We start from the raw sequence: 26,338 nt of genomic DNA, 5'->3' as shown, positions 1-26,338 counted from the left end.
TTAGTTTTCTTTTTGTTGAGCGATTAATAGCAGTTCGACGGTCTTTGCTTTTAAATTATCTTCCGAAGCAATCATCATGGCTGATTGTTCCTTATTGTTCAGGATGCTGGCTGTTGCCCCGTTATCCAATAGGAATTTTACTTTTTTGTAAGTTTCCTTGGCAGCATTTTGATCATAGTTGCTGTCCTTCATAACGACTTTATGTAATAAGGTGTTGCCCAAGTCGTCCTGTTCATTGATGTCCGGTTGAGCGGCCTTAAAAACCTGTTCAAAAAATGGTGCTTTTTTCTCGGCGATCCAATGCCAGGCAGAAAGCTGTTTATCGTAATGGGGGGCGGTGTTGTTTAAATCTGCACCATCTTCAATCATCTGCAAAATTAATTCCGTGTTATCCGCACCATCTGTCACTCTAAGGTGGGCGTGCAGGGCTTTTTCGCCACGTTTGTTGGATTGTTCGAAATCCATGCCCTCATATTCTGAAAGCCGTTTGTATTGTTCAAAATCATGTTTATGTGCAACGGCAATAAAGAATGCTGAATTTCCTTCATGATCTTGTTGGTTCGGGCTTGCTCCATTCTGCAACAGATTTTCCAAAACATGTTTATTGTTGCTCTCCAAGGCGACGTGCAAGGAAGTTTTGCCAACCTTGTTTGCTTCGTTTACATCTAAACCTTCTTTAAGGAATATGTCAATATAACGATTTATCTGTTCGGGAGTTATGCCATGTTTTCTAATGCTAATGTTCAGCAAATTGTCCTCCGCTTGGTTCTTGAAATCAACCCTACAGCCAGCATCAATTAAGGCTTGTATAATTTGCGGATCGGCTGCATTCTCAGCAGCGAAACTGATCAAGGTCTGTCCGGCTACTTCATCATTGATGTTTTCAGCTTGTTCTAATAGATCCTTGAAAAATGAAATAAATTCTTCATCTGGATTTTTAACTCGGATCAATTTAGAAAAAATACTGTCATCAATTTTATCGAGCATATAGATGTCCTTCTCGATTTCATTGTTCTGAAGCATAAGGCTAATAAGTTCGTAGCCTTTTTTTCTGATTAGGGTATCGTAAAGCTGGGAATAATCGTAGGCATGTTGGCTATGGGGGATTCTTTCGCCTTGGTTGTACAATTCAACGGCGTTGTCGAAGTTGCCACTGTCAATGGCCTGAATTAATGGAGTCTTTTCAAACATAGGATATAGTTTAATTATGTTGTTTTTATTCGTTATTAGCTGATTTTGTGAATTCAATAAGTTCTTGAGCCGACCAAGGACTCCAAATTAATAAAACGTTGTTTTGAAGATTTGCTGTATCTCTGACGATATTTATTATTCTCTGATTTAACAAAAGAGCCAATGGTTCGTAAGGATTGTCTTGAAAATGCTTGGAAAATAATTCCTGGCCTTCAGCAGAAAGTTCGATCCGTAATTCCTGGTCTTTTGCCTCTATGGAAACGAAGTGCATAGGATCCACCAATGCTACTTGGCTGAGTTGTATGTTTTGAGGCATAAAGCTATCAAAGGCTTTGGCCACATAGATGCCGTTTTGGCGTTCTACAGTGAAAAATTCAAAGGGTCTTGATTGATCAGGGTTTCCAACGATTTTTACCCCTGAGGATAGTCTGTTGCCTGCTAAATAGATTTCGTCATATAAGCTTTCAATCTGTTTTTCGAATGATTTAAATGTTGATTTATCGGCTTCATAGATAGAATCGGCATCCATTACGCTGAATTTTTGGAGGTCAGCTTCAGAATAGAATTGCTTTAGCAATGATAATAACCTCTTTTCAATTTCTAAATCAGCATATTTCTGTTCGTAGTCCAAAAACATTTCCGTGTTTTTTGCCTCGGTAGCTATGTTTTGAGGCCTATAAGGTGCAATGGCTTCGAAAAGTTGATCTAATATTCCCATTTTCTTTAAGAACTGGGTTGCCTGGGTATCATTTGAATACGGGGGATTGCTCATGTTTAAAAAAAATAGGATTATCTATGTTTAGCTGTATTACCTTAAAGCTACATGATGAATGTCTGAAATGGTAGAAATATTGTGCCGAAGTATGGTTGAATTATATAAATGAACCAGTTTTGAATACTGTGAAGGCTATTTTGCTGAATTAAATAAGATTGTGTTTTTTCTTTTAACATGTAGATTGTAGGTGACTTTCGAAAAAATACCTTGTCTTGGGTATTTCCTTTATTGCAATTTAATAATATATTAGTTTTTATAATTTAAATATTGAATAATAAGACAATAAATTATAATAAATAACAATTATTAGCCTGTAGATCTAATCTATTTCTTATATGAAGTCATCATTGGAGCCTGGAATGCTGTTTCTGCGTATATTCCTTCTATTCATATTGCATTTCAATGGAAATTGCTGTTTCTGTCAGCAAGACAGTGTACTCGCTCAGTTAAATCAGGTTAAGCGAAGTAGTTTTTCAAAATTGATGTTGAATGAGGGATTGATAGCTCCTATTGGTTTTATTAGTTATGGTGTTACTTCAGTTAAAAATCCTTACTTGCAGAAACAGAATGAATTAATAAAAGATAACTTACAGTCTGCGCGACCAATTAGGATAAGGATAGATGATTTTACCCAATATGCTGCCACTGGATCTTATTTTGCTTTTGATCTCATGGGTATAAGGGCGAAGCATGATTTTAAATCAAGGTTGTTCGTGGCATCTGTAGCCCATATTATCATGGGGAGTTCAGTGAATCTATTGAAAAAGAGTGTTCCGATTATGCGACCTGACTTCTCAGCCTCGAACTCTTTTCCCTCAGGACATACCGCTACAGCATTTGTGGGAGCAGAACTGATTTGGCAAGAGTATAGCCATCAGTCTGTTTGGTATGGAATAGGAGCTTATACCATTGCCGCTGGGACAGGATTTTTCAGGATGTACAATAATCGGCATTGGCTGTCAGATGTAGTAATGGGGGCAGGCATAGGAATATTGAGCACGAAAATGGCTTACTGGATGCTGCCAAAGTTAGAGGAGCGCATCCAAAAAAGGAAGCACCCATATTTGTTAATGCCTTCATACAACGGAAAACAGTTTATGTTGAGCTTTGCGAGCAGTCTCTAGGCTTAAAGATTGATGCTATCATATGCCCAGTGTAAAAGTGCCTGTCTCTGCTTTGGACGACATTGAAAATCACCAAATGTACAATTGCCTTTTACTTGGGCAATATGTCTTTTAAAAGCTTTCCAACGTTTGATCTGTCTTTCATCGTCTTCAGATCTTCGACCCATAAAATATCTGCAGTACCACTGGAACCACCCTCGAGGATCTTGGGGGTGTATCCAGCCTTTTCTTTGCCATTCTGATAGGGGCTGGGAAGCCTTTATTTTAAAGAAATTTAGGCTAGGGTCTCCAGCATTGCTTTCACCTTTATACAGCTTCGCATGTTCAAACCATTCTTTAGGGAATTCATTTCGACAGTCATTGAGGTACTTACCATTGAAGACGCCTAATTCAAGCATTTCCTGTGGGCTTAACTGAGGTTGGAATTCTGGGTCAAAGTTTTTGCCCATAGGTTCCGTAAGCTCATAGGAATAGTCTTTTTGCATACTATCGTAGACATGAATCAGCATAGTTTTTGTTAAAGTTGTTCTTAACTTATTTTATCTCAAAATATTGATTAAGAGCCTTTGCTGTGTTTGAACATGAAGTCGTAAATCTTTTCTCCATGGAATAATCGTTCAACGCTTCCATGGGTTCCACCTGGTATGATGGTGAGGGTTGCATCGGCGTTTTTGTTACATTTTTTGATGGCATTGTAGATCTTTTTGGATTCAGAAGCCGGGACAGCGCGGTCGGCACTTCCATGTTGAATCCACAGCGGGACTTGGGTCAGGTTGCAGGCGTAACTCACGGTTCCGCCGCCACAGATAGCGACTGCTGCCGCAAATCGGTCTGGGTATTTTCCGGCAACATCCATGGTGCCATAGCCACCCATGCTCATGCCGCAAACATACACTCTGTGCTCATCAGCTGGATAGTCCTTAAGAACGGCATCCAATACGTCGATAACTTTGTCTGGATCCCAGCCATTGGAGGTCTGAGGCGCAACGATAATGGCTTCAAGGTCTTTTCCTCTTTCAATTGCCCTTAATACGCCGTAACGCTTAACACGGTTTAAGTCATGGCCTGAAAGGCTTCGGCCGTGCAAAAAGACAATAACGGGCAGTTTTTCATTCTTTTCGATGTTTTCTGGAGTTCTCACCCAATAGGAATACCCTGTTTTGGATTTAATCGCTTTTAGTTGGGCAGAAGATGATAAGGTCATCGCCAAGAAAAAGCAGGTTAAGAGCAAAAAATGTTTGTACATAGCTATCGTTTCATGTTTTTGGCAAGAAGAGAGGCTTCGAGCCGGCTTGAATCAGTTAGAAATCAAGGCTCGCAAGATAAAAACAAAGAAGTTTTAAACCAAATGCTGTGCTATAAGTGCTTGTTGTGTAGTGTTCTATATTTTTTCATGACATTTATATTACAATTCTATGTATTTTTTATTAAATTGCTGTACCATTAAAAATCAAAGAGATATGAAGAGAAAAGCTATCACACTGTTAAGTTTATTTGCCTTGGTCATTGGCTTGAGTGCATTTCATATTGGGGGACAGGAGGAAAGACCTCAGAATTTAAAAGTACTTCCAAAGAACATCAGCCATGAAGAGTTGGATAGCACCATGAAATCTTTCAATATGGCATTAGGCGTGAAGTGTAACCATTGTCATGCCCCTAAGCCTAACGGTGAGAAAGGTTTGGACTTTGCTTCAGATGCGAATCCGAAGAAAGATATTGCGAGACATATGATCAAAATGACTAAACAGATCAATAAAAAACATTTCAAGCATGCCTATGATGGGGTGGTTTACAATATATCCTGTAATACCTGTCATAACGGAAAAACCGAAGCGTTTACTGTTGTTAAACAATAAGTTGTATTAATCTATTGAAAGCAACAGTTCGCATAACTTACTGTCCCAAATGTGGTTGGATGCTCCGGGCTGCCTATATGGCTCAGGAGCTTCTGACCACTTTTGTTGATGACCTGCACTCGGTAAATTTGGAGCCTAGCGAGATCAGTGGTCGTTACACGGTTTTCGTGGATGATGAAATAATTTTTGACAGAAAACGCGAAAGCCGTTTCCCGGAAATCAAAGAACTTAAGCAATTGGTTCGCAATAGGGTTAATCCCGAAAAAGACCTTGGTCACTCCGATCGTTAAGGTAATCGAGAGCGGGTAAAGACGCTAAATCTTTCACATTTCTTAACCCTTTACAAAAAGAAAAATCTGTATTTTTAACTTTCACCATAACAGATTTATCGTAAATGCGCATATTACATACAGCAGATTGGCATCTGGGTAAAAAGCTTGATTTCTTTTCTAGGATCGAAGAGCAGAAAGAAGTCTTGGAAGAAATTTGTCAGATTGCCGACCGCGAAGAAGTTGACCTTGTTGTCGTTTCTGGAGATCTTTATGATACTTTTAATCCCCCAGTAGAAGCAACCGAATTACTTTATCGAACTTTAAAACGTCTTTCCAAGAATGGGAAAAGACCTGTTATTGCCATTGCCGGCAACCATGATTCGCCGGATCGTATTGATTCGCCGGATTCATTGGCCAGGGAATTGGGGATATTCTTCTTTGGACAACCCAGTCTGAAGATCAATCCAATTACCGTAGAAGGCAGTTTCGATGTGATCCGGGTAGATGAAGGCTTTTTGGAGATTAAGCTGCCTAAGTATTATTATCCCATTCGGATTTTGAGTACTGCATTTGCTAATGAGATCCGATTGAAGCAATATTTGGGAGATACGGATAAGGCAAGTCAGTTACAGGAGTTATTGAAAAAGAAGTGGCAGGATACTGCTGATCAATATTGTGATACTTATGGGGTTAATTTATTGACCACGCATCTTTATATGTTGAAAAGAGGTGCTGAGGTATTGGAGGAGCCTGAAGGTGAAAAACCGTTACGCCTAGGTTTTGCTGATCTGGTGTATTCTGACAGCATCCCTTCGCAGATACAATATACCGCCTTGGGGCATTTGCATAAATTCCATGAAATTGGGCAGGGAACAGCGCCTGTGATCTATCCAGGGAGTCCATTAGCTTATTCTTTTTCCGAAAGTGGACAAACTAAACAGGTTATTATCGTTGATTTGGAGCCTAATAGAATTGCCCAGTATAGGACCGTGCATCTGGAGAAAGGACGACCATTGGTGCGAGTAAGGTTCAATGATATTGACGAGGCCGTTAAATGGTTGCACGATAATCCCAGTGTTTTAGTAGAGCTAACCTTGGAGTCTGATAACTTTTTAAGTTCGAGTGATCTAAAGCGTGTCCATGAAGCTCACAATGGCATTATCCATGTCATCCCAGTATTGACTAAAAAACAGGAGTTGCAAAATGGGCGGCCAAGTGTAAACCTGGATCAAGATATGAAGGACCTGTTCAAGGATTATTTCAAATCGAAATATGGACAGGAGCCCAATGAAGAATTAATGACCCTATTTAACGAGGTCGCAGCAAATACCTTAGAAAAAGAAGATTAAGTATGTTGCCATTATTTTTAAGTATTGAAGGGTTATATTCCTATCAAGAAAAACAATCTATAGATTTTACAGAATTAACGGAAGCGGGGTTATTTGGAATCTTCGGTAAGGTTGGTTCTGGAAAGTCATCCATATTGGAAGCAATCAGTTTTGCGCTGTATGGTGATACTGAACGCCTGAATAAGACGGATAAGCGCGCTTATAATATGATGAACCTAAAGTCTAATCAAGCGATGATAGTCTTTGAGTTCCTGAACTTTGAAAAGCGTAAATTCCGATTTGTTGCTCAATGGAGACGAAGAAAGAATTTTGATGACACCACCCCGATTGAACGTACCGCCTATGAATGGATTGTTGGAGAATGGGTGCCTATGGAATCTGCTGATGGAGCCTTGGTAACCAATTTATCCTATGCAAACTTCAGAAGGACCATCATCATTCCACAAGGTCAGTTTAAGGAGTTTTTGGAATTGAAGGGTAAGGACCGTTCTGAAATGATGAAGGAGATCTTTTACCTCAATAAATTTGATCTTGGTCCTAAGGTTGGTTTTCTACAGGCTGGCAATAATAGGAAGCTCGAAAATCTAAAAGGTGCTCTGTCAGGATTTGAAAGCATTTCAACGGAGGTTCTCAATCAGAAAAAACTGGAGGTCGAGGAGGCTAAAAAGACGCTTGAGATTACAAGAACTGATTATCAAGAGCTGCAACAAAAGGTTCAGTCCTTGCAGGAATATAGGGATAAAGGTATTGAACTGCATCAAAAAGAGGCTCAGTTCAATGAGCTGAATAGCAAAAAGGAGCGGGTTCAGCAGCAGGAAGCTGAGGTCAATCGATATGAAAGAACCTCTCAGGCGTTTAAGGAGCCTTTGAATTATCTACAATCATTAAATGTGGAAAGGGAGACCCTGATCCATAAGATCGAGAATTTTCAGGTGGTTAAAGAACGTCAGGTGCGGGAGATCGATGTCGTTGAGAAGGAAATAGCTTCTGTTCAGCATGATTACCTTAATCTCAATGTATTCAGGGCTAAAACCGAAGATTATAAAAGGCTGATCCAGATCAAGGAGAATGATAAGAAGGAAAAGGAACTGGAAACGCGATTGACAAAGGGAACTCCTTTTGTAGAAAGAACGAAAGAAGCTGAGGTCAATCTTGCCAAGAAGTTGGAAGAGGCTGAGGAAAGGCTAGAGGCTTTGAAATCAGAGAAAATCGATACTTCCCAATTGATTGAAATGGAAAAATGGTACCATAAGAAGGATACCATCGAACAGCAACAGAAAAATTCTAATAAACTGTTGGAGCAATTGACCCAAGAGGCAGAGGTAGAACAAGGCCAGTTCAATAAGTTGGGTTATACCGAGGACAACTGGGAGCAGATGATAGGGAATGAGCTGAAATTGATTGAAAACGATCTGAATAAGTTGAGGGAGCAAGAGACCCATCTGCAGGTTCAAGCGAAATTGAGTCGATTTGCTACTGAGCTTCAGTCAGGTATGCCTTGTCCGCTTTGTGGGGCGTTAGATCATCCTGAACCTATGGTGGCAACACATGTGCAGGAAGAGCTGAATAAAATTACGCAAGAAAAATATAGTTTGGATGGAAAAAGGACTGAGTTTCAAAAGCTAAAAGAACAGCTGACAAGGACCAGTATTTCCCTTTATACCAAAAGGACAAGTTTAGAACAGTTGCAGAAAGATAATGATGGGCATTCCAGTAATTTGAATGAGCATCTGTCAGCATTCTCATGGTCTGGCTATTCCTCAGAAGACACAGATGCTTTCGAGGCTCAGAAAGAGCGTGTTAAGCAAAGTGAACAGATTACCTCAGGTCTAGAAGCTGAAATCAAGCAGATGCGTTTAGATCTGCAAAAGAGCAGGGAGAATATCCAGAAATTTGAGAAGGAACTGGATAGCATCAAAGCTGAGATAGCCGTTGTGAAGGGGGTAAGTTTGCACAGTAGGAACTCGCTTCAGCAATTGAATTTTGAGGAATTCACTGAAGTTGATCTTGAAGAGTTGAAAAGATTGAAGTTGCACCTTGACCAACGGATTTTACAGATTGAGGGTGATTATTTGACCCTGAACCAAAAACTAAATACTTACAAGACAAAACTGGCGGAGATCGCTGGTCAATATAGTGCTGCGAAAGAGCAGTTGAGCAATTTCAACAAGCAGATCAAGGTAAGGCAGGAACAACTTGCCAAATTATTGCGTGAATATCAGTTTGCAGACATTACCCAAGTGCAGCATATTATTCAGAGGCCAATGCCAGTGGAGCAGTTGCGTAAGGAAATTCAACAGTTCTACGTAAGATTGGAGGTCCTAGAGACTCAGATCAACTCGTTAAGAGAGTTCTTGAAAGATAGAGATTTCTCCGAAGAGGAATTGGAAACAAGCAGCAAGTTATTTGAATTTAAAAAAGAGGAGCTTGAACTGCAATTGTCATTGACGGGCGGATTAGAAAAAGAATTAGCTCACCTGACTTTAGAGATAGGTAAGAAAGAGAAGTTAATGGAAGAGTTTGATCAACTGAATGCTAGAGCTGCAAATTTAAAGGTTCTGGAGAACCTGTTTAAAGGAAATGGATTTGTGAATTATGTTTCCAGCATCCACTTAAGGCAGATGTGCGAAATGGCAAATGACCGTTTCCATCGGTTGACCAGAAACCAACTTAGCCTTACCATCAACGAGAACAATGAGTTTGAGGTGATCGACTATCTCAATAACGGCTATAGACGCTCTGTGAAGACCTTATCCGGAGGGCAGAGTTTCCAGGCTTCACTATGTTTAGCATTAGCGTTGGCTGAAAATATTCAGTCCCTGAATAAATCAGACAGAAACTTCTTCTTTATTGACGAGGGATTCGGTACCCAAGATTCTGAAAGCATCAATACCGTTTTTGATACCCTGCAATATTTACATCATGAAAATAGGGTAGTGGGGATAATCTCCCATGTCGACGAATTGAAGGAACGGATTCCGAGGTCTGTTTCGGTGGAGAAAGATCAGGAATTGGGAAGTAAGGTGAAAGCATCATGGAATTGATGAATTTCATGATATAGCATAAAATATGAAGGTCCCGTAAGCACGGGACCTTCATCAATTAAACATATAACCACTAACTAATAAAAAACCTTAATCACTATTTATCCATTTGAACTTTCTACGCTTGTAGTCTCTTGCGCTGGTTTTTCCACCGGCTTACGGTCCATATCCCTACGTTTCATCTGACGATGTTGCGTTCTGTCGCCACGGTCCATTCTGCCTTTGCGGTTTTCAGCCATTTTATTCTTTAATATTTCTTGCTGTTCAGGGGTCAACAATTTCATGAACTCATCACGCTCAGCTTTCATTTCATTCTTGCGAGCCTCGCGATCAGCTTTTCTAGTTTCTTGTTTTTCCTTCCATTTCTTTGCTTGGTCTAGGTTGTACGAATAAACATCTTGTTTTTGTTTATCAGTAAACTTCAATTCCTTGTCCAAGCGATCTGTTTTCATCTTAGCGATCTCTTCAGGGGTTTTATTTGTCATTTTACCCATTCTATCACCGCCACGAACATGTTTCCTGTGTTTCATCTCCTGACGTACTTCAGATCTATCTTTCTTTACGCTATCTTGTGTCTGAGCAGAAGCTGCAAAGCTTAATCCAGCAAATAAAGCAGCAAATGTTAATATCTTTTTCATAGTCTATCTATTTTTATTGTCCTTTTATTCTTTGAGCAAATCTGGAGGCAAACGTTTAAATCGAGTTTAGTTAAAGAATGTTAACGGATTCAAGATTGTGTCTGTCCTTTTTCGTTTTGCTTATTGGTAAGATGAAAAAGTGGGGGAATGGTTTATTTTGATCCATGTTAAATATTGTTAATGCAACCATTTGATGGTTTTTGGAGGGCTTTTGAAAAATAAATGGACTAAAAATCAGTTAGTTTAGCTGTGGGAGTAATTTTATTTTTGGAAAATAAACGAGAGTACCTATATTTGCATCGTTCCAAAGGGAATAAGCCCAGGTGGCGGAATTGGTAGACGCGTTGGTCTCAAACACCAATGAAGCAATTCGTGCCGGTTCGATCCCGGCCCTGGGTACAACAGAAAAGCTCATCATTCGATGAGCTTTTCGTTTTTTCAGATCTTTTTATTGAACCGATTCAATTGGCGGTTTCGGTTTTGAATCCGGTAATTTCGTATTGATATCTACAATGGCTACCCCAGTAGGCGAGGAATGGTCGATTACATATTGTCCCGAAAGGACGATATAGAAATCCTCACTGCCTCCTGATCCACCGGCACCACCACCAGACCTTGAAATAAACCCATTCACACTAGGCATATAGCCTTTGGAAAGACTGTCTATGTATTTTTTTGCATCATACTTGTAAATCATGCCTCCAGGGACCGTCCCTAAGACCACAACGAATTTATTCCCATCCGAATGATAATCCATAAAGCTGGATTTACCCGTAACCGGACCAGTTACAGGGCTCCAAGGGGAGTAATCTGGATAATCGTACTTGTTTGTAGGGTGAGTGAACATGGTGCTATAATCCAATCCGCCTGCATAACCCGTGGTGTAAGTTTTCGTTGTGCTGTTGAAATAAATTTTAGCCGATTTTAAAGTGCCTGAAACATCACCTGGTAATTTAGCCTTGGTGTTCTTAGCGTTTTCTTTAGCTTGATCGCCTTCAGGGCTAGGGATCTGTTCTTTTTGGCAAGAACTTGCTGCAATGAGGCCGAATAGAACCATTGCTTTTGTGAAAATTGAAATGTATGTCTTCATAATCTATTGTTTATCATAAGTCTATGTAGATAAAACAGTAAATTTTAATCAATGTTTTTAAAGATGTTCTTAAAGAGATTTTTTTTGTTATCAAGAGTTATATTTTATCTATTCTGGTCAATAGGTTCCTTTGCCGGAATGCCAAGTATGAGGCACAAAGAAGGAGGTCCAGCAATTACTGAACCTCTTCTTTCTTCATATTTTCTATGTATACTTTATTTAAACTTACAATCCCCCGCCTCCAGCCATTTTCGATAGAATACCTGTAGCCAGCAGACCAAAGAAACTCAATAAATACAGTCCTACCATTATAATGGCCAAGATGCCAATGAACTTATAATGCTTTTTGAGGAAATTAAATGCTGTCGTCAGGTGATCTGAATTGCGCAAATTGATTGCCTCCTGTAAGTTCTTGGAGAATTTATATAACCATAAAATCGGAGCGAAGTATAAGGCAATCATTATGATCATCATCAGTAGGAAAGGTATCATGGCGAAAGCATTAACCTGTTCGCGGCTTGTCGAACTATTTCCAACAAAATATAGGAACATAAAAAATGCCACCACCAAATAAATGGCCATGCCAATCATGCCGAGGATCGATAGGAATTTTGTCCATTTCGCAGTCTCTCGCAGATATTCAATGGCAACAGGTCCGATTTTCAAATCGTAGTTTTGATACGGGTTGTTTTGCGGGTTGATGTTTTCCGGTTGACCGAAGTTGTTTTCATCGTTTTCCATAAGTTGATTAATTAGGTTCTTAATTTTTACAATACAATTTACTAATAATTATTGGCGCTGGGTTAAATTTTATTCCTGAATATGGGAAAAATGAGTTTTCCGTTTAATAAAATTTAGTTGAAAGTGTTAAAATTTATCCTACTTGGCGTGTTTTTTGTAAATTAATGGGAGATAAACCATTTTTAATTATGATGAGAATAATGATTTTAGCCATTGTTCTGTTGATTTCCAATGAGATACGTTCTCAAGACTTGGATTTGAACAGCGTTCGAAATGATTTTAACAAGGGAGTTAAGGATGAGGATTTGTGTAAAAGGCATTTGGAAGCCTTGGAAGAAAATGCGGACTCACCAGTTGAACGCGGATATGCCGCCGCATTTCATATGTTTATGGCCAAACATACCTCTAATCCATTCAAAAAAATGAGTTATTTCAAGGATGGGAAAAACAAGTTGGAAAAAGAACTCAAATCCAACCCTAACAATGTGGAACTGAGATTTATCCGTCTCAGTATACAGTACCATATCCCCAAATACTTGGGCTACCACAACGAAATTGAATCTGACAAGGATTTTGTAATGAATAACCTCTATAAAATGTCGGATAAATTCACCAAAGAAAAAATTTACAAATATTTAAAGGGTGCAAATATGTATACTCAGGACGAATTAGCGTTATTAGGTAGGTAAATATCTATATTAGCGTTATGAAGATGAAATACATTTTATTATTTGCAGTGTCCATGTTAGTTCATTCGGTGCAGGCTCAGATCAAGCAGAGCATCAATGAATTTTCCGTGTTGGAAGTAACCGATAGGTTATGGGTGAGTGTGGTTCCAAGTGATAAGCATGAAATCGTTATCAATGGTGAGTTGGCAGACAAGGTTGAAGCGGTCTATTCAAAAGGCGAGCTTCGATTAAAGATGAAGGGCAGCTATATTATGCAGGGTAATCAGGCCAATGTGGTGGTCTATACACCTTCTGTTTCCAGTATCATTGCCAAGAAAGGTTCAGAAGTAAATATTGAGGAGACCGCCATGGAAGAAGAAGCGATGATCTTCACGGCGACGGAGGGATCAAAAATCAGGGCCTATATCAAGTCGGTAGGGGTTGATGTATCCTCCAATACAGGTTCATCAATTGACCTTTTGGGAACTGCGACCAAGTTGAATGTCAAGACTACAGCTGGTGGTAACTTTTATGGAAAGGACCTGAAGACAGATATCGTATATGTACGTGTCAACGCTGGTGGAAAAACTGAGGTCAATGCTTCAGAATCTGCTGATGTAGAGACTAGAATGGGTGGTACCATTGATGTCTATGGAAACCCTAAGAATAAAAGAGATAAGAAAATTGCCGGTGGAAAGATAGTTTTCCATCAATAAAAAATAAGATTTTTTAGGAAAGCAAGCATTGAATCAATGCTTGCTTTCTTTTTTACGTCAATAAGTTAACATTTCCTCTGATAAATTGTGTATTGATTTGTAACTTTGCGCCATGTCAGAAAAAATTATCATTCTCGATTTTGGATCGCAATATACCCAGTTAATTGCGCGTCGCGTTAGGGAACTAAATGTATACTGTGAAATTCACCCATTCAACAACCTTCCTGAATTTGATGGATCTGTAAAAGGTGTGATCTTTTCAGGTAGCCCTTATTCAGTGCGTCAGGAAGACGCTCCTCAGATAGACTTCAAAGCCATTCAGGAAAAATTCCCATTATTAGGAGTTTGTTATGGTGCGCAATATATTGCTCAGCATTCCAATGGTGAGGTTCTTCCATCTGAAATCCGTGAATATGGTCGTGCTAATTTGCAGTTTGTTGATCAAGAGAATGATTTATTGAAAGGCATACCTTCCCAATCTCAAGTATGGATGTCACATGGTGACACCATTAAAGAGGTTCCATCAAACTTTAAGATTATTGCGAGTACCGATAAGGTACGTGTTGCTGCCTATCAGATCGAAGGTAGCAAGACCTACGGTATCCAATTCCACCCTGAAGTTACGCACAGTACAGATGGCCAAGTTCTATTGAAAAACTTTGTTATCGATATTTGTGGATGTACCCAAGACTGGACTGCTGATGCTTTTGTTGACACAACAGTAGCGGAACTTAAAGAACAATTAGGTAATGACCATGTTATTATGGCTTTATCTGGTGGTGTTGACTCCACCGTGGCGGCAGTTTTATTGCACCATGCCATTGGCGATAAGCTACACTGTTTCTTTGTGGACCATGGACTATTACGTAAAGATGAATACGAACAAGTATTGGCATCTTACAAACACATGGGCCTAAACATCAAAGGTGTTAATGCTAAAGAGCTTTTCTATTCTAGATTGGCTGGCGTATCAGAACCAGAACAAAAACGTAAGATCATCGGCGCATCATTTATCGATGTATTTGATGAGGCTGCGAAAGAAATACAAAAAGAATTGCCAGAAGGCACAGAAGCGAAATGGTTGGGTCAAGGAACTATCTACCCAGATATTATTGAATCCATTTCAGTGAAAGGTCCTTCAGCTACCATTAAATCACACCATAACGTAGGTGGCTTGCCAGACTACATGAAATTAAAGGTTATCGAACCTTTAAAAACTTTATTTAAAGATGAAGTTCGTCGTGTTGGAAAGTCCCTTGAGGTTGATCCAGCGATCCTTGGAAGACACCCTTTCCCAGGTCCAGGATTAGCAATTCGAATTTTAGGTGATATTACGGAAGAAAAGGTACGGATTTTGCAAGAAGCTGATGACATTTACATTCGTAACCTGAAAGAATCAGGTTGGTATGATAAGGTTTGGCAAGCTGGAACAATCTTCTTGCCGGTTCAGTCAGTTGGAGTGATGGGGGATGAACGTACCTATGAACACGTAGTAGCGCTTAGAGCTGTAGGTTCCCTAGACGGAATGACAGCTGATTGGATTCATTTGCCTTATGATTTATTAGCTAAAATTTCAAACGAGATTATTAATCATGTCAAAGGAATCAACAGAGTCGTATATGATATCAGCTCAAAACCACCAGCAACAATTGAGTGGGAATAATAATTTGAAAAACATTTATAGAGGTACCCTCGCCGCATTGTGCTTAGGTGCTGTCCTTGCAGTAAGTTCCTGTTCGCCAAAAACTACGGGTGGCGTTTTGAAAAACCCTAATGTATATGGCAATAAAGATAAGGACCCTGGAAAGAACCCATCTGAAAGCGATAAGAAAGAGGATGCTAAAAAAGACGATAAAGTAAAAGGATCAGAGCAAGCGAACAGCATTGCTCTCCTTTTACCTTTTCAACTGAATATGATCGCCAACCAAAACGTGGTGGAAGCCGATGTGAAGCGCTCTGCTTTGGCATTGGATTTTTACCAAGGTTTCCAGTTAGGCGTCAATGAAGTTGCCAAAAAACCTGGCGATTTCAATCTCAAGGTGATGGACACACAGGATAATGAAATGAAAAACCTGAGCATTGCAGCTTCTAAAGAAGTGGAAAGTGCAAGTTTGATCGTGGGTCCAGTCTATCCGAAGGAAATCCGTTCCTTTGCCAAAGGCAATAAAAACACCAAAGTCCTACAGGTAAATCCATTGGCTGCAACCATGCCAACGGAATTCAATATCGCAAACCTTGTTTCATTAACTCCACCGATCCGTATCCATATGCGCGCTATCGCTGGTGAAATGATGAAAAAATATATGGACAATGACGTTATCATCGTATTTGATGCGAGGGATACCGATCACCGTAATTTCATCGCTGGATTTGATGAGGAAATCAAGAAATTGAACCCAACTGCGAAGATCGTTCATGTTACTTCAGTAGCGCAATTGAAGCAAACCATTCCAGATCTAGGAACCGCACTTGTGATCAGCGGCACAACCGAAAAGACGCAACTGCGATCGCTGGTTACCGCTTTGGACGATAAAGTGGCTGAAGGCTATGCCATTCGCTTATTCGGACACCCGCTTTGGTCCCGTGTTGACTTTAGACCATACGATAACTTCTACCGTATGGATCCTACGATCAGCTCTGAGAGCCACTTAAAAGTGTGGAGTTCCGATGTTCAGAATTTCCAGAAAAACTATAAGAACAATTTTAAGGTTGATCCTTCTGACTTTGCCTATAAAGGTTATGACGCAGGTAAATACTTCGCAACCCTGTTGAGCAAATACGGTACAGAATATGCCGAGAAAGTAGTTGACGAAAAATTCTCCGGAATCTTCAGCGATTACCAGTTCAATTACAATCCAACTTGGGGATATGTAAACCAAGCAGTAAAAATAAGGACCTACCGTAACGGTTCTTTTCAATAATTAGCATTGGAAATCAATAGCAAAAGAGTACAGCAGCAAGTTCGCAACTTCGAACGTACTATCAACGAATATCAATTTAAAGAACCTTTCTCTAGGTTCTTAACTCAGTTTTATAAGAATAACAGACAAATGGGTTCATCCGATAGAAGGATGAACTCACGGTTCTGCTATAATTTCTTCCGTTTAGGAAAAGCCTTTTCTGATCTGGAACTCTCCGAAAAACTTAGCATAGCTGAATTTCTATGTGAGGAAAGCTCCGCTGTTGTCCAGGTGTTCCAGCCTGATTGGTCCGATAAGATCAATTTGACCTTAGAGGAAAAAGTGAGTTTTATCCAATCGAAATATGGAAACTTTCTTGATGAGGTATTTCCATTTTCAGGATTCCTTTCAGGAAGTATCCATAAAACTGAATTTATCCTATCCCACTTTGTCCAGCCTAACCTGTATATCCGAATCCAAAAGGGTATGGAAAGTAAGGTGAAAAAGACCTTGGAAAAGAATGAAATTCCCTTTGTAGAACTTTCTGCTCAGACCCTGTCCTTACCGAACGGAACGAACCTTCAACAGATCAAATCTTTGGATGGAGATTATGAGGTTCAGGATTTTTCATCCCAACAGAGCCTCAATGAATTAGAGGTTGTTCCAAGGAGCTCTTGGTGGGACTGCTGTGCTGCTTCTGGAGGGAAATCACTTTTATTATTGGATAAGGAACCCAATATTAAACTTTTGGTTTCAGACGTTCGTTTGAGCATCCTAAGGAATTTAGATGAGCGTTTCGAGAAAGCCAACGTGAGAACCTATTTTCGCAAGAAAATATTGGATCTCAGCAAACCAGTTGACCATATCATGGGCGAGGAGTCTTTCGATGGCATTATCCTTGACGCACCTTGTTCTGGTTCTGGAACTTGGGGCAGGACGCCGGAAATGCTGCAGAAGTTTACGAGCAGTGAACTACAAAGGTTCTCTGACTTGCAAAAACAGATTGCCAAGCATGTCGTTCCATTCCTTAAGCCTGGGAAAATATTGCTTTACATTACTTGTTCGGTTTTTGAAGCAGAGAACGAGGAGGTCAGCAAATATATCTCCGATACGCTGGGTTTGCAGTTAGTTGCACAGCAGCCCATTATCGGCTACGATAAGAAAGCAGACTCTATGTTTGTGGCGAAATTTGTGAAGGTCTAATCACAGTTTAAAGGAATGACCAATACAGGGCATGTAGCTTTTCTGATCAAGGCTTCCGAAACGGATCCTGAAAGGAAATGGTCAAATCCTGTTCTTCCATTATTACCCATGATAATTAAATCCGCAGTCCATTCTTTGGCAACCTGAAGGATTTCATCCCGCACATCACCTACGCGATTGAAAGTGAATGTTTCAGATGCACCTTGAAATTCCGTGGCTAGCCTATTTAGGAAATCCTGAGAAGCTTGTTGCTGTATTTCGGAAACTTCGGGAACAATAATGGGTTGTTGACCCAATAGGGGGTCCACACCATAAGATGTTGGCGAAGTGGGAGGTACGACAGTAACTAAAGCAAGGGCTGGATGTATTTCTTCAACAATCTCTCTTGCATAGTCGATGGCACGACGGGAACAAGGGGTTTCATCGATAGCTAATAATATTCGATTGAACTTTTTTGTAGTCATGATATTTAGATTATAATGTATATCTAATATATAAAAAACGATTAAATTAGCTTAATTGTTTTATAAAAACAGCATATTTTATGGCATTAGGAATTTGTGTTTTAAGTTCGATCTCGGTTCTCGAGACCCCAAAGTTTTCAGCTAACCGCGTTTATGAACTTCTATTTGCGGAAGCATTTACCATTATTGAGCGACAAAAGTCATGGGCATTCATCCAGCTTCCCGATTCAGAGATCCAAGGTTGGATCATGGAAGGACAGTTTGAACTGGTGGAAGAGATTATCCCCGCAGATTTTATCATCGATGAGGTAGGGGGCTATGCCGTCGCTGGGGAGAACAAAACCATGCAGATCTTTCATGGTAGCCCAATTCCGGAAAACAAGAGCATCATTACTGCTGTAGATAATTACAAGATCCTCTCTGATCTCCGCGATACCGAAGAAGGTTACGAAGAGGAAAGAGATCGCGAACAATTGGAGAACTTCGTAGCAAGCTATCTGAATACCCCATTTTCCTATAAGGGAAGAACAGTGCATGGAGTCGATAATATAGGCTTATGCGGCTTGTTTTACCGTCATTTCGGTGTTGAAATCCCTAAAGACATTCCCTCCATTCTCCAATTAGGCACTTCCATAGATTTTATTTCAGAAATAAGAGGTGGTGATTTAGCCTTTTTCATCAACGAAGAAGGCGAAGTAGATCATCTCGGAATCGTCATTTCCGATGAGGAAATCCTGCATGTCGTAGAAAAGGTCCGAATCGATTCCATCGACAATGAAGGTATCTATAACCATGACCTCCAACAGACTACCCATAAGTTGAGGATAGTTAAAAGGCTGGTTTAGACAAATGAGTTGAACCAGGATTCAAGGGATGAGAGGATGGACCAAGATTATGGAATGAGCCAGGATTCAAAGGATTGGAGGATGGACCAAGATCTTGGCAAAAATGCCATCCATTTTGGGCATGAACCCCGAGCGGAGTCTAGGGGGAGCTGACCCCAATCCCAGATCTTATGTCTAAATAAAAAAAGCGACTTTTAAAGTCGCTTTTTTTATTTACCTAAACATTGAATCGGAAGTGCATAATGTCCCCGTCTTCAACGATATATGTTTTACCTTCTACGGATAGTTTACCAGCTTCTTTAACGGCTGCTTCTGATCCGAATTGTACGAAGTCATTGTATTTAATTACTTCGGCGCGGATAAATCCTTTTTCAAAATCGGTGTGGATTACGCCGGCAGCTTGTGGTGCTGTAAATCCTTTTTCGATGGTCCAAGCACGTACTTCTTGAACACCTGCCGTAAAGTAAGTTGCTAAGTCCAATAAGGAGTAAGCTGCACGGATTAATTTGTGAACCCCAGATTCATCCAAACCTAGATCTTCCAAGAACATTTTACGTTCTTCATAGTCTTCAAGTTGGGCAATCTCCGATTCGATCTGTGCCGAGATAACCAATACTTCCGCATTTTCATCCTTTACAGCTTCCTTAACCTGATCAACATACGCATTTCCTGTGTTTACAGAAGCCTCATCTACGTTACATACATAAAGTACAGGTTTTACGGTCAATAAGGTCAAGTCATCGATGAATTCGAAATCTTCCTCCGAAATAGGGGCAGTACGGGCAGATTTTCCAGACTCTAAATGCGTTTTCACTACAGAAAGAACTTCATAGGTTTTCTTTGCATCCTTATCGCCACCAGTCTTGGCCATTTTTTCAACTTTTTGGATACGTTTTACAACGGTATCTAAATCTTTAAGCTGTAATTCCGTATCGATGATTTCCTTGTCACGGATAGGGTCAACAGAACCATCAACGTGGATCACATTGCCATCATCAAAACATCTCAAGACATGGATAATAGCATTTGTGGTACGGATATTACCCAAAAACTGATTACCTAGACCCTCACCTTTGGAAGCACCTTTCACCAAACCAGCGATATCGACGATTTCGATGGTATTAGGAACGATACGTTGCGGATTGACAAGTTCTGCTAATTTGTTCAAGCGAGCATCCGGAACTGTAATGACACCAACATTTGGTTCAATGGTACAGAACGGGAAGTTTGCAGCTTGCGCTTTAGCGTTTGATAAACAGTTAAATAAGGTTGATTTACCTACGTTTGGTAGGCCTACGATCCCACATTGTAATGCCATATTGCTATTTTGTTAAAATTGCGACAAAGATAACAAAAATGCTGATAGAATCGGGTAGGGCAGACAGAGTATTTTTCGAGAGTTTTGCTGAATGTTAAATTGTAAAAAATGACAAAAAGATGAATTTTAAAGCCTTGATTCTGAATACTGTAGCTATGAATTTACATTTTTTAACATTTTCATATTAATCCTTTCCTTCAAATTGCCTGTCAGAACATTAAACATAACCGGACGATTGGTCCTAAAGATATAAGGAGGTTTTTATGAAAAAGTTATTCTACGCAGCATTAGTTTTTGGAGGATTATTCTTCGTCAAACCGGCAGATGCCCAAGTAAATGTAAGCTTGAACATTGGTGTACAACCTTCATGGGGACCAGTTGGCTATGACTACGCCAGGTATTATTACATGCCAGAGTTTGATATGTATTACGATGTTTCTAATCGTTACTATACCTACTACGATGGCCGTACATGGGTGTCACACAGGAATATACCGAGAAGATATAGAGGTCGTGACTTCCATAGAACCTATAAAGTGGTGATCAATGAATCAAGGCCTTGGAGGAACCATAGGCATTATCATGATCGCTATCATGGTTACTCAAGGAACTATTCTCAGGTTACAATCCGTGATGGCGGAAGACATCATCACCGCGCCGATAAACGCTATCGCAAAATGGAAAAAGAACATTACAAGTACCATAAAAAAATGGATAAGCGTTGGAAAAAAGGAAGACATTACGATGATTAGCATATAATATAGGGATAAATGGGATGGGACTTCAGCTTGAAGTCCCTTTCTTATGTCGACAAATATTTTTAGCTTTGTACAAATTTTAAGAGACCCTCAAAGGCTATGTTGAAGAAGACTATCGTCGCTGGTATTGCCGCTATTTCCACACTAATCTCAGTTTACTCCTGTAATTCTATTGTAGGCTCACCTAACAGCTCGAATCCTTCGGATTCGACAGGAAACTCACTGGTTGATGCTGAATCCAAGTTGCAACAGGATACGGTAAAACTGATGGATATCCTGGACTCCCTGAACAAAGGGAAAATCCATTTTCCAGCTGTAGATTCCTTAAATAAAATCGAACCTAAGCAAGCTAAAAAGATGCTTAGAGATTCCATCTACCGTGAATTGAATAAAAAGGATAAGCACATCTACCTTACTTTTGATGACGGCCCATTGATTGGTAGTTCCGCTATCGACTCCATTATCACCGCTAAAAACACCAAGATCTCTGCTTTCCTAGTAGGTAAGCATGCTGGCATGAGCAAAAGATTGAAACGAGATTTTGATCGTTATATGAACAATCCACTTGTTGAATGTTACAACCATAGCTATTCGCATGCTGCCAATAAATTCCATGTATTTTACAGCAATCCTGACCTAGCGGTCGCTGATTTCGAAAAATGCGAAACAGATTTAGGCCTGAAACATAAGATCGTTCGGATGCCAGGAAGAAACATCTGGTTATTTGATGATGTTCGCCGTGTAGATTTAACCTCAGGAAGCCAAACTGCTGACCTACTGGGTGTCAATGGCTATAAGATCTATGGATGGGACGTAGAATGGAAAATCAATGGCTTGACCGGTAAACCTGTTCAGTCTGTTGAAGAGATCTATGGCCGTATCCGTAACATGTTAGGAAATAAATCAACATTGAAGCCAAATAATATCGTTTTACTGATGCATGACGATATGTTCCAAAATAAAAAAGGACAACAATTATTGAGCAATCTAATTGATAGCTTGAAGCAACACAAAGATTATAAGTTTGATTTCATAGAGAATTATCCTATAAAATATTAGTTACAGAGTGCGGAGGCTTAAACTTTTTGAGTACTTTAAAGTTTAAATTTTATGACCATATCCCAACTCTTTAAAAAAGTATTACCCTTCACCAAGCCGTATAAGAATCTCATTTTTTATACCCTTATCCTAACGGTTGTTGGGTCCTTTGCTGCACAGGTCAATGCCTTTATCCTAAAGTACACCGTTGATACCATCAGTGACCTCCTCGTCAACAAGACACCCCTCCGAACTGGACTTTATCTATTAGGCGTTATTTCCGCCATATTACTGGGTAAGGAAATTATCTATTCCATCGTTCAGTTTGGACAAAAATACTACGGTGAGAAATTGCGGATCATGATCGCCCGCGATTTTTCGCAAGCCATTGTCGATCGTATCCTCACCTATAAAATGGCCTTCTATACTTCCAGTATCAATGAGTCCGGAAAACTTCAAACCCGGATTGATGCCGGTATAAGCTCGCTGACCCGACTGGTCCAAAACTTCTTTATCGATATCCTTCCGCTCTTTGCAAATGCCATCGTCGCCTTGGTCTGTATGTTCCTTGCGAATTTCTATGTTGGCTTGGTGGGCCTGTTTATCATACCGATTTATTTTTATGTTTCTCAGTTGCAGGCCAAGAGATTATCTGGCTTTCGAAGGAACATGCGTCAGTACAGGGAAAATAAGAGTAACCAATTGATCAACCTGATAGATTCCATTACCGTGATCAAGTCCTTCGTTCGTGAGGACACTGAAGCTGAAAAGCATAAAAAGATTCAGTACGAGATGACCGAGAACCAAATGGCTACTCGTAAAACCTCCTTTATCTTTGAAAGCATCAAGGGATTTATCGAACAGATCGGCGTGGTTATCGTCATCATCCTGACCGCTTATTTTGTATTGAACGAACAGATGTCCATCGGTGCCATCATGTTCCATATTATGCTTTTCAATAACGTTTCTGCACCGATCAGGCAGCTTCACCGGATCTACGATGAGGTCAACGATGCCCTGATCTATTGTGAAAGCTTCTTTGGCATCCTGGAGGATGAAGGGCAGAAGGAACCTTCAGGTACCTATAGACCCGAAAGAATTAAAGGGCTGATCGAGATCAGGAATGTGGATTTCAGCTATCCAAATGGACATCAGGCCTTGCACAATGTCAGCATGGAGATCTGTCCAAACGTCAACACCGCCTTGGTAGGATTGTCCGGTGCCGGAAAGAGTACTATCATCAATCTATTGGATAAATTCTACGAACCAAGCTCTGGAGCAATATATCTGGATGGGGTGGACCTTAGGGAATATGATACGGAATTTTTGAGGGAGAATATCGGCTTGGTTTTACAAAGGAACCATATTTTTAAAGGAAGTATTGCCGACAATATCCGTTACGGAAAGACTGAAGCCAGTATGGAAGAGATCATCGAAGCCGCTAAGAAAGCTTCTATTCATGAGCAGGTCCTCGATCTACCGAATGGCTATGATGCCGAAGCCCATCTGCTCTCTGGTGGACAGCAGCAAAGAATTGCCATTGCAAGGATGTTCCTTAAGAATCCTCCGATTATCTTCCTGGATGAACCAACAGCCAATTTGGACGCAATCGCAACCGAACAGATCAAAAATAGCTTGGACGCCATCAAAGTGGGTAGGACAGTGATCATCGTTTCGCATAGTATTTCTCAGATCATTGATGCCGAACATATCATTGTGATGGAAAAAGGTAGGGTGGTAGAGGATGGTAGCCATGAAGAGCTATTTGACCTGCATGGCGCTTATTATAAGATTTTTAGCGCAATGGCCAATAGCCTCAATATCCATAAGATTACCGAATCCATGAAAGAAGATTAGTATTTGTTAAAATTAGGCGTGTTTTTTGTTATAGGAAAATTTGGATTCTAATTATTGAGAATATTAATCTATGCTTTATCCAATCCTAAGATCATTTGTCAAACTGGGCATGAACTGGTATGTGGCAGATTGGCAATTAAAAAACTTGGAACTAGCAGCAAAGGATGAACCTGCTGTAATCGTTTCAAATCATCCCAATTCCTTTTTTGATGCCTTGGTTCTCTCGGTGCATCAACCCTCGGAAATATGTTTCCTGACTAGGGGAGATATCTTTGAAAAACCCTTGGCGAACTGGGCGTTACGTAGTTTCTTTATGTTGCCTATCTATAAGAAGAATGATAGTCAGGATGCTGATATTAGCAATGGATTTACCTATGATGAATGCGTGCGCCAATTGAAAATGGGCCGCAAACTCCTGATATTTCCGGAAGGCGTGTCGAGAAACCAAATAGACTTGAAGCCTTTCATGACCTCAGGTTTAACTTCCATAATCAAACGTGCGGTGCAAATGGATGTGCCTATCCAAGTCCAACCTTATATCCTCAGCTATAATTCCTTTGATGATACGCCGAAAGCAATTTATTTGGAAGCATTAAATCCCATTGATTCGACAGACTACCTGAACAATTCTGAAGTGTTGACGAGTGAATTGATCAGGAGCCTAAGGGAGGAAATGGATGCCAAAATGTTAAACCGTTACGTAGCTGCAAATGATGGCATCCAACAGGAACGTGCATGGATGAAGTTCCCTGCTTTATTGGGCCATTATTCCCATAATTGGTACTATCAATTGGTCAAAAAGAAAATAAAACAGAAAACAGAGAACAGTATATTCTATGATTCACTCTTGTTTGGCGTACTGTTGTTTTCCTATCCGGTAATCGTGTTGCTGTTAAGTATTATTATAGGGAATATCTTCAGTTTTTGGTGGGGTTTTCTGGTATTTATCCTACTTCCTTTTCTATCTTACTGTTGGGTACAATATCAACCTGTCCAGGTAGCCGAGGAAAACTTGGAAGGAAGAGTTAATAGGTTGAATCCTTAAATTTATTCACCTTTGGCTTTTTTCTGACTTTGTCCAATAGTTTTTTACCATATTTAATGGCGAAATATAGGATAAGGAAAACTAGGATTCCGGCTAATATCGGTAAGAATATCGCCAAGATGCTCATAATGGTAGATCCAACGGTTTCTACCGTGGAGATGATGGGATTGCCGATCCCAGCGGTTGTACCAGAGGATGCTGCCCTAGTTCCGGCAAACACCGAACTGATAGTAGCGGCGGTACCTCCACCGGCAATCAATGCCAGCGACCATTGAATCCAACTGCTCACTTCGGTAAACTGCGTTGCAAATAATAAAGATCCAGCAACAGTTGCCAATGGAACCGTAATGCTATCCAAGATATTATCAATAAATGGAATGTAATAGGCCAATATTTCAAATAGGGTAGCCAAGCCTGTTGCAATGACTGCTGGTAGTCCGCCTACCCAGGCATAGCTCTCGTCCAAAGGGATCCAACCCAAGTAAGAGCCCAGACTTAAAAAGAATATCGGTAGAAATACCCTAAAACCCGTGGCAGCAGCAAGCCCAATTCCCACAAATAACGATATGATAAAAGGTAGAATGTCGGTCATGATCTGGTTTTATTAAATCCTGCACAAATTTCCAGCCAAATCTGATATTCAAAATGGAAGGGGAGTATAATATAATGAGCGTTAAGTTCTCTTCGTTAATTTGGAGTTCGGGTTTGAACCAGGATTAAATGGATGGGAGGATAGGCCAAGATCAAAGGTATGAACCAGGATTATGTGGATGGGAAGATTGGCCAAGATCATGGAAAAGAACCAGGATTATGTGGATGGGAAGATTGGCCAAGATCATGGAAAAGAACCAGGATTAAATTGATGGGAGGATAGGCCAAGATTAGGGAAAAGAACCAGGATTATGTGGATGGGAAGATTGGCCAAGATCAAGGGAATGAACCAGGATTAAATGGATGAGAGGATAGGCCAAGATCAAAGGAATGAACCAGGATTAAATGGATGGGAGGATAGGCCAAGATCATGGTCAATTTGTCGCTGGATAGTCCCCGAAACTGTAGGGGCATATTGCATATGCCCGCAGCATACAAACTTAATTTATTATCATCTGGGAAACCCTTGGAAGGGGTGAAATCTTTGTAGAACTTGGATGTTTGAAACGGCCAAGCCACAGCGGGGGTGAAATATTTTTCAAAAAATCTTTCTATGGATAGAAAATAGTTTTCTCATCTTAGATTTGAAATGAACGAAGGTGCAGGAACAGTATGCAAATAAAACCATATATTCCCTGGTCTCTCAGCATAAAAAAACTGAACTTAATCGCATTGCCATCGGTGCTAGCTGTGAAGTTAGGATGGGGGAAATAGGAGATTTCCTGGATTTTGGTTTGACCTTATTCGAGACATATTCGGAAAATTCGCAAAGTGGATAGAATATTTCTCGAATAT

25 protein-coding genes and 1 tRNA gene are annotated in these 26,338 nt (G+C 40.1%); 16 read left to right on the top strand and 10 right to left on the bottom strand.

What is annotated here, in order from left to right; genetic code table 11:
- Positions 1 to 1,191 carry an ankyrin repeat domain-containing protein gene (locus NMK93_RS13190; protein WP_254527780.1) on the bottom strand — a complete coding sequence of 397 codons (1,191 nt, stop codon included), beginning with the start codon at positions 1,189 to 1,191 and terminating at the stop codon, positions 1 to 3.
- Positions 1,192 to 1,216: 25 nt separating this feature from the next.
- Positions 1,217 to 1,963 (bottom strand): hypothetical protein, encoded by a 747-nt coding sequence (locus NMK93_RS13185; protein ID WP_254527779.1) that lies wholly within the window; start codon positions 1,961 to 1,963, stop codon positions 1,217 to 1,219.
- A gap of 338 nt (positions 1,964 to 2,301) precedes the next feature.
- Here NMK93_RS13185 and NMK93_RS13180 point away from each other — a divergent pair, with 338 nt between their 5' ends.
- Positions 2,302 to 3,090 carry a phosphatase PAP2 family protein gene (locus NMK93_RS13180; RefSeq protein ID WP_254527777.1) on the top strand — a complete coding sequence of 263 codons (789 nt, stop codon included), beginning with the start codon at positions 2,302 to 2,304 and terminating at the stop codon, positions 3,088 to 3,090.
- 2 nt (positions 3,091 to 3,092) lie between these two features.
- On the opposite strand, the gene NMK93_RS13175 is transcribed toward NMK93_RS13180, so the two are convergent.
- Both NMK93_RS13175 and NMK93_RS13170 read right to left on the bottom strand, forming a co-directional pair.
- Complete coding sequence (locus NMK93_RS13175; RefSeq protein ID WP_185218351.1) at positions 3,093 to 3,599, bottom strand: hypothetical protein; 507 nt, start codon at positions 3,597 to 3,599, stop codon at positions 3,093 to 3,095.
- 47 nt (positions 3,600 to 3,646) lie between these two features.
- Positions 3,647 to 4,336 (bottom strand): prolyl oligopeptidase family serine peptidase, encoded by a 690-nt coding sequence (locus NMK93_RS13170; RefSeq protein WP_185218350.1) that lies wholly within the window; start codon positions 4,334 to 4,336, stop codon positions 3,647 to 3,649.
- 214 nt (positions 4,337 to 4,550) lie between these two features.
- Between NMK93_RS13170 and NMK93_RS13165 the strand changes: the two genes are divergently transcribed.
- From NMK93_RS13165 to NMK93_RS13150, 4 genes are all read left to right on the top strand, one after another.
- A complete protein-coding gene (locus tag NMK93_RS13165) occupies positions 4,551 to 4,946 on the top strand; it encodes a c-type cytochrome (RefSeq protein WP_185213745.1) in 396 nt (131 codons plus the stop codon).
- A 14-nt stretch (positions 4,947 to 4,960) separates the two neighbouring features.
- Complete coding sequence (locus tag NMK93_RS13160; RefSeq protein WP_254527775.1) at positions 4,961 to 5,236, top strand: SelT/SelW/SelH family protein; 276 nt, start codon at positions 4,961 to 4,963, stop codon at positions 5,234 to 5,236.
- 104 nt (positions 5,237 to 5,340) lie between these two features.
- A complete protein-coding gene (locus NMK93_RS13155) occupies positions 5,341 to 6,567 on the top strand; it encodes an exonuclease subunit SbcD (RefSeq protein WP_254527773.1) in 1,227 nt (408 codons plus the stop codon).
- Between the two features lie 2 nt (positions 6,568 to 6,569).
- Positions 6,570 to 9,611, top strand: a complete 3,042-nt coding sequence (locus NMK93_RS13150; protein ID WP_254527771.1) for an AAA family ATPase — start codon at positions 6,570 to 6,572, stop codon at positions 9,609 to 9,611.
- A 101-nt stretch (positions 9,612 to 9,712) separates the two neighbouring features.
- On the opposite strand, the gene NMK93_RS13145 is transcribed toward NMK93_RS13150, so the two are convergent.
- On the bottom strand, positions 9,713 to 10,249 hold the full coding sequence (locus NMK93_RS13145; protein WP_185218346.1) for a hypothetical protein: 537 nt from the start codon (positions 10,247 to 10,249) through the stop codon (positions 9,713 to 9,715).
- A 317-nt stretch (positions 10,250 to 10,566) separates the two neighbouring features.
- On the opposite strand from NMK93_RS13145, the gene NMK93_RS13140 reads away from it, so the two are divergent.
- Positions 10,567 to 10,648: transfer RNA gene (locus NMK93_RS13140), tRNA-Leu, on the top strand.
- 49 nt (positions 10,649 to 10,697) lie between these two features.
- Here the strand turns inward: NMK93_RS13140 and NMK93_RS13135 are convergent.
- Together NMK93_RS13135 and NMK93_RS13130 are read right to left on the bottom strand one after the other, a co-directional pair.
- A complete protein-coding gene (locus tag NMK93_RS13135; RefSeq protein WP_254527769.1) occupies positions 10,698 to 11,339 on the bottom strand; it encodes a hypothetical protein in 642 nt (213 codons plus the stop codon).
- A gap of 225 nt (positions 11,340 to 11,564) precedes the next feature.
- Positions 11,565 to 12,080, bottom strand: coding sequence for a hypothetical protein (locus NMK93_RS13130; RefSeq protein ID WP_254527767.1), 516 nt, complete (start codon positions 12,078 to 12,080; stop codon positions 11,565 to 11,567).
- Positions 12,081 to 12,268: 188 nt separating this feature from the next.
- Between NMK93_RS13130 and NMK93_RS13125 the strand changes: the two genes are divergently transcribed.
- The 5 genes from NMK93_RS13125 (at position 12,269) to NMK93_RS13105 (ending at position 17,567) form a co-directional block, all read left to right on the top strand.
- The gene (locus NMK93_RS13125) at positions 12,269 to 12,769 is read left to right on the top strand and encodes a hypothetical protein (protein WP_254527765.1); all 501 of its coding nucleotides are present in this window, start codon (positions 12,269 to 12,271) and stop codon (positions 12,767 to 12,769) included.
- Positions 12,770 to 12,786: 17 nt separating this feature from the next.
- Entirely contained in the window at positions 12,787 to 13,464 is a 678-nt protein-coding gene (locus tag NMK93_RS13120) for a DUF2807 domain-containing protein (protein ID WP_185218800.1), read from the top strand.
- Positions 13,465 to 13,576: 112 nt separating this feature from the next.
- A complete protein-coding gene (guaA, locus tag NMK93_RS13115; protein ID WP_185218342.1) occupies positions 13,577 to 15,127 on the top strand; it encodes a glutamine-hydrolyzing GMP synthase in 1,551 nt (516 codons plus the stop codon).
- Positions 15,057 to 16,385, top strand: a complete 1,329-nt coding sequence (locus tag NMK93_RS13110) for an ABC transporter substrate-binding protein (RefSeq protein ID WP_254771281.1) — start codon at positions 15,057 to 15,059, stop codon at positions 16,383 to 16,385. The genes guaA and NMK93_RS13110 overlap by 71 nt, the downstream gene beginning before the upstream one ends.
- Before the next feature lie 6 nt (positions 16,386 to 16,391).
- Positions 16,392 to 17,567, top strand: coding sequence for an RsmB/NOP family class I SAM-dependent RNA methyltransferase (locus NMK93_RS13105; protein WP_254527763.1), 1,176 nt, complete (start codon positions 16,392 to 16,394; stop codon positions 17,565 to 17,567).
- On the opposite strand, the gene NMK93_RS13100 is transcribed toward NMK93_RS13105, so the two are convergent.
- A complete protein-coding gene (locus NMK93_RS13100; protein WP_185213802.1) occupies positions 17,564 to 18,031 on the bottom strand; it encodes a universal stress protein in 468 nt (155 codons plus the stop codon). The genes NMK93_RS13105 and NMK93_RS13100 overlap by 4 nt on opposite strands.
- A gap of 80 nt (positions 18,032 to 18,111) precedes the next feature.
- Here NMK93_RS13100 and NMK93_RS13095 point away from each other — a divergent pair, with 80 nt between their 5' ends.
- Positions 18,112 to 18,876 (top strand): NlpC/P60 family protein, encoded by a 765-nt coding sequence (locus tag NMK93_RS13095; RefSeq protein WP_185218340.1) that lies wholly within the window; start codon positions 18,112 to 18,114, stop codon positions 18,874 to 18,876.
- 217 nt (positions 18,877 to 19,093) lie between these two features.
- Here the strand turns inward: NMK93_RS13095 and ychF are convergent, their stop codons facing one another.
- Positions 19,094 to 20,194, bottom strand: a complete 1,101-nt coding sequence (ychF, locus tag NMK93_RS13090) for a redox-regulated ATPase YchF (RefSeq protein WP_185213804.1) — start codon at positions 20,192 to 20,194, stop codon at positions 19,094 to 19,096.
- A gap of 263 nt (positions 20,195 to 20,457) precedes the next feature.
- Between ychF and NMK93_RS13085 the strand changes: the two genes are divergently transcribed.
- The 4 genes from NMK93_RS13085 to NMK93_RS13070 all read left to right on the top strand — a co-directional run bounded on the left by NMK93_RS13085 (position 20,458) and on the right by NMK93_RS13070 (position 24,892).
- On the top strand, positions 20,458 to 20,946 hold the full coding sequence (locus tag NMK93_RS13085; protein WP_185213805.1) for a hypothetical protein: 489 nt from the start codon (positions 20,458 to 20,460) through the stop codon (positions 20,944 to 20,946).
- 105 nt (positions 20,947 to 21,051) lie between these two features.
- Positions 21,052 to 22,011 (top strand): polysaccharide deacetylase family protein, encoded by a 960-nt coding sequence (locus NMK93_RS13080; RefSeq protein ID WP_237219554.1) that lies wholly within the window; start codon positions 21,052 to 21,054, stop codon positions 22,009 to 22,011.
- A 51-nt stretch (positions 22,012 to 22,062) separates the two neighbouring features.
- Positions 22,063 to 23,847 carry an ABC transporter ATP-binding protein gene (locus tag NMK93_RS13075; protein ID WP_254527761.1) on the top strand — a complete coding sequence of 595 codons (1,785 nt, stop codon included), beginning with the start codon at positions 22,063 to 22,065 and terminating at the stop codon, positions 23,845 to 23,847.
- A gap of 70 nt (positions 23,848 to 23,917) precedes the next feature.
- Positions 23,918 to 24,892 carry a 1-acyl-sn-glycerol-3-phosphate acyltransferase gene (locus tag NMK93_RS13070; RefSeq protein WP_254527759.1) on the top strand — a complete coding sequence of 325 codons (975 nt, stop codon included), beginning with the start codon at positions 23,918 to 23,920 and terminating at the stop codon, positions 24,890 to 24,892.
- Here the strand turns inward: NMK93_RS13070 and NMK93_RS13065 are convergent.
- Positions 24,873 to 25,484, bottom strand: a complete 612-nt coding sequence (locus NMK93_RS13065; RefSeq protein ID WP_254527757.1) for a DUF4126 domain-containing protein — start codon at positions 25,482 to 25,484, stop codon at positions 24,873 to 24,875. The genes NMK93_RS13070 and NMK93_RS13065 overlap by 20 nt on opposite strands.
- Positions 25,485 to 26,338: the final 854 nt, after the last annotated feature.

It is taken from the genome of Sphingobacterium sp. LZ7M1, from assembly GCF_024296865.1.
Classification (GTDB): domain Bacteria; phylum Bacteroidota; class Bacteroidia; order Sphingobacteriales; family Sphingobacteriaceae; genus Sphingobacterium.
The sequence above is the reverse complement of the archived record's forward strand: the minus strand, read 5'-3'. Positions and strand labels throughout refer to the sequence as shown.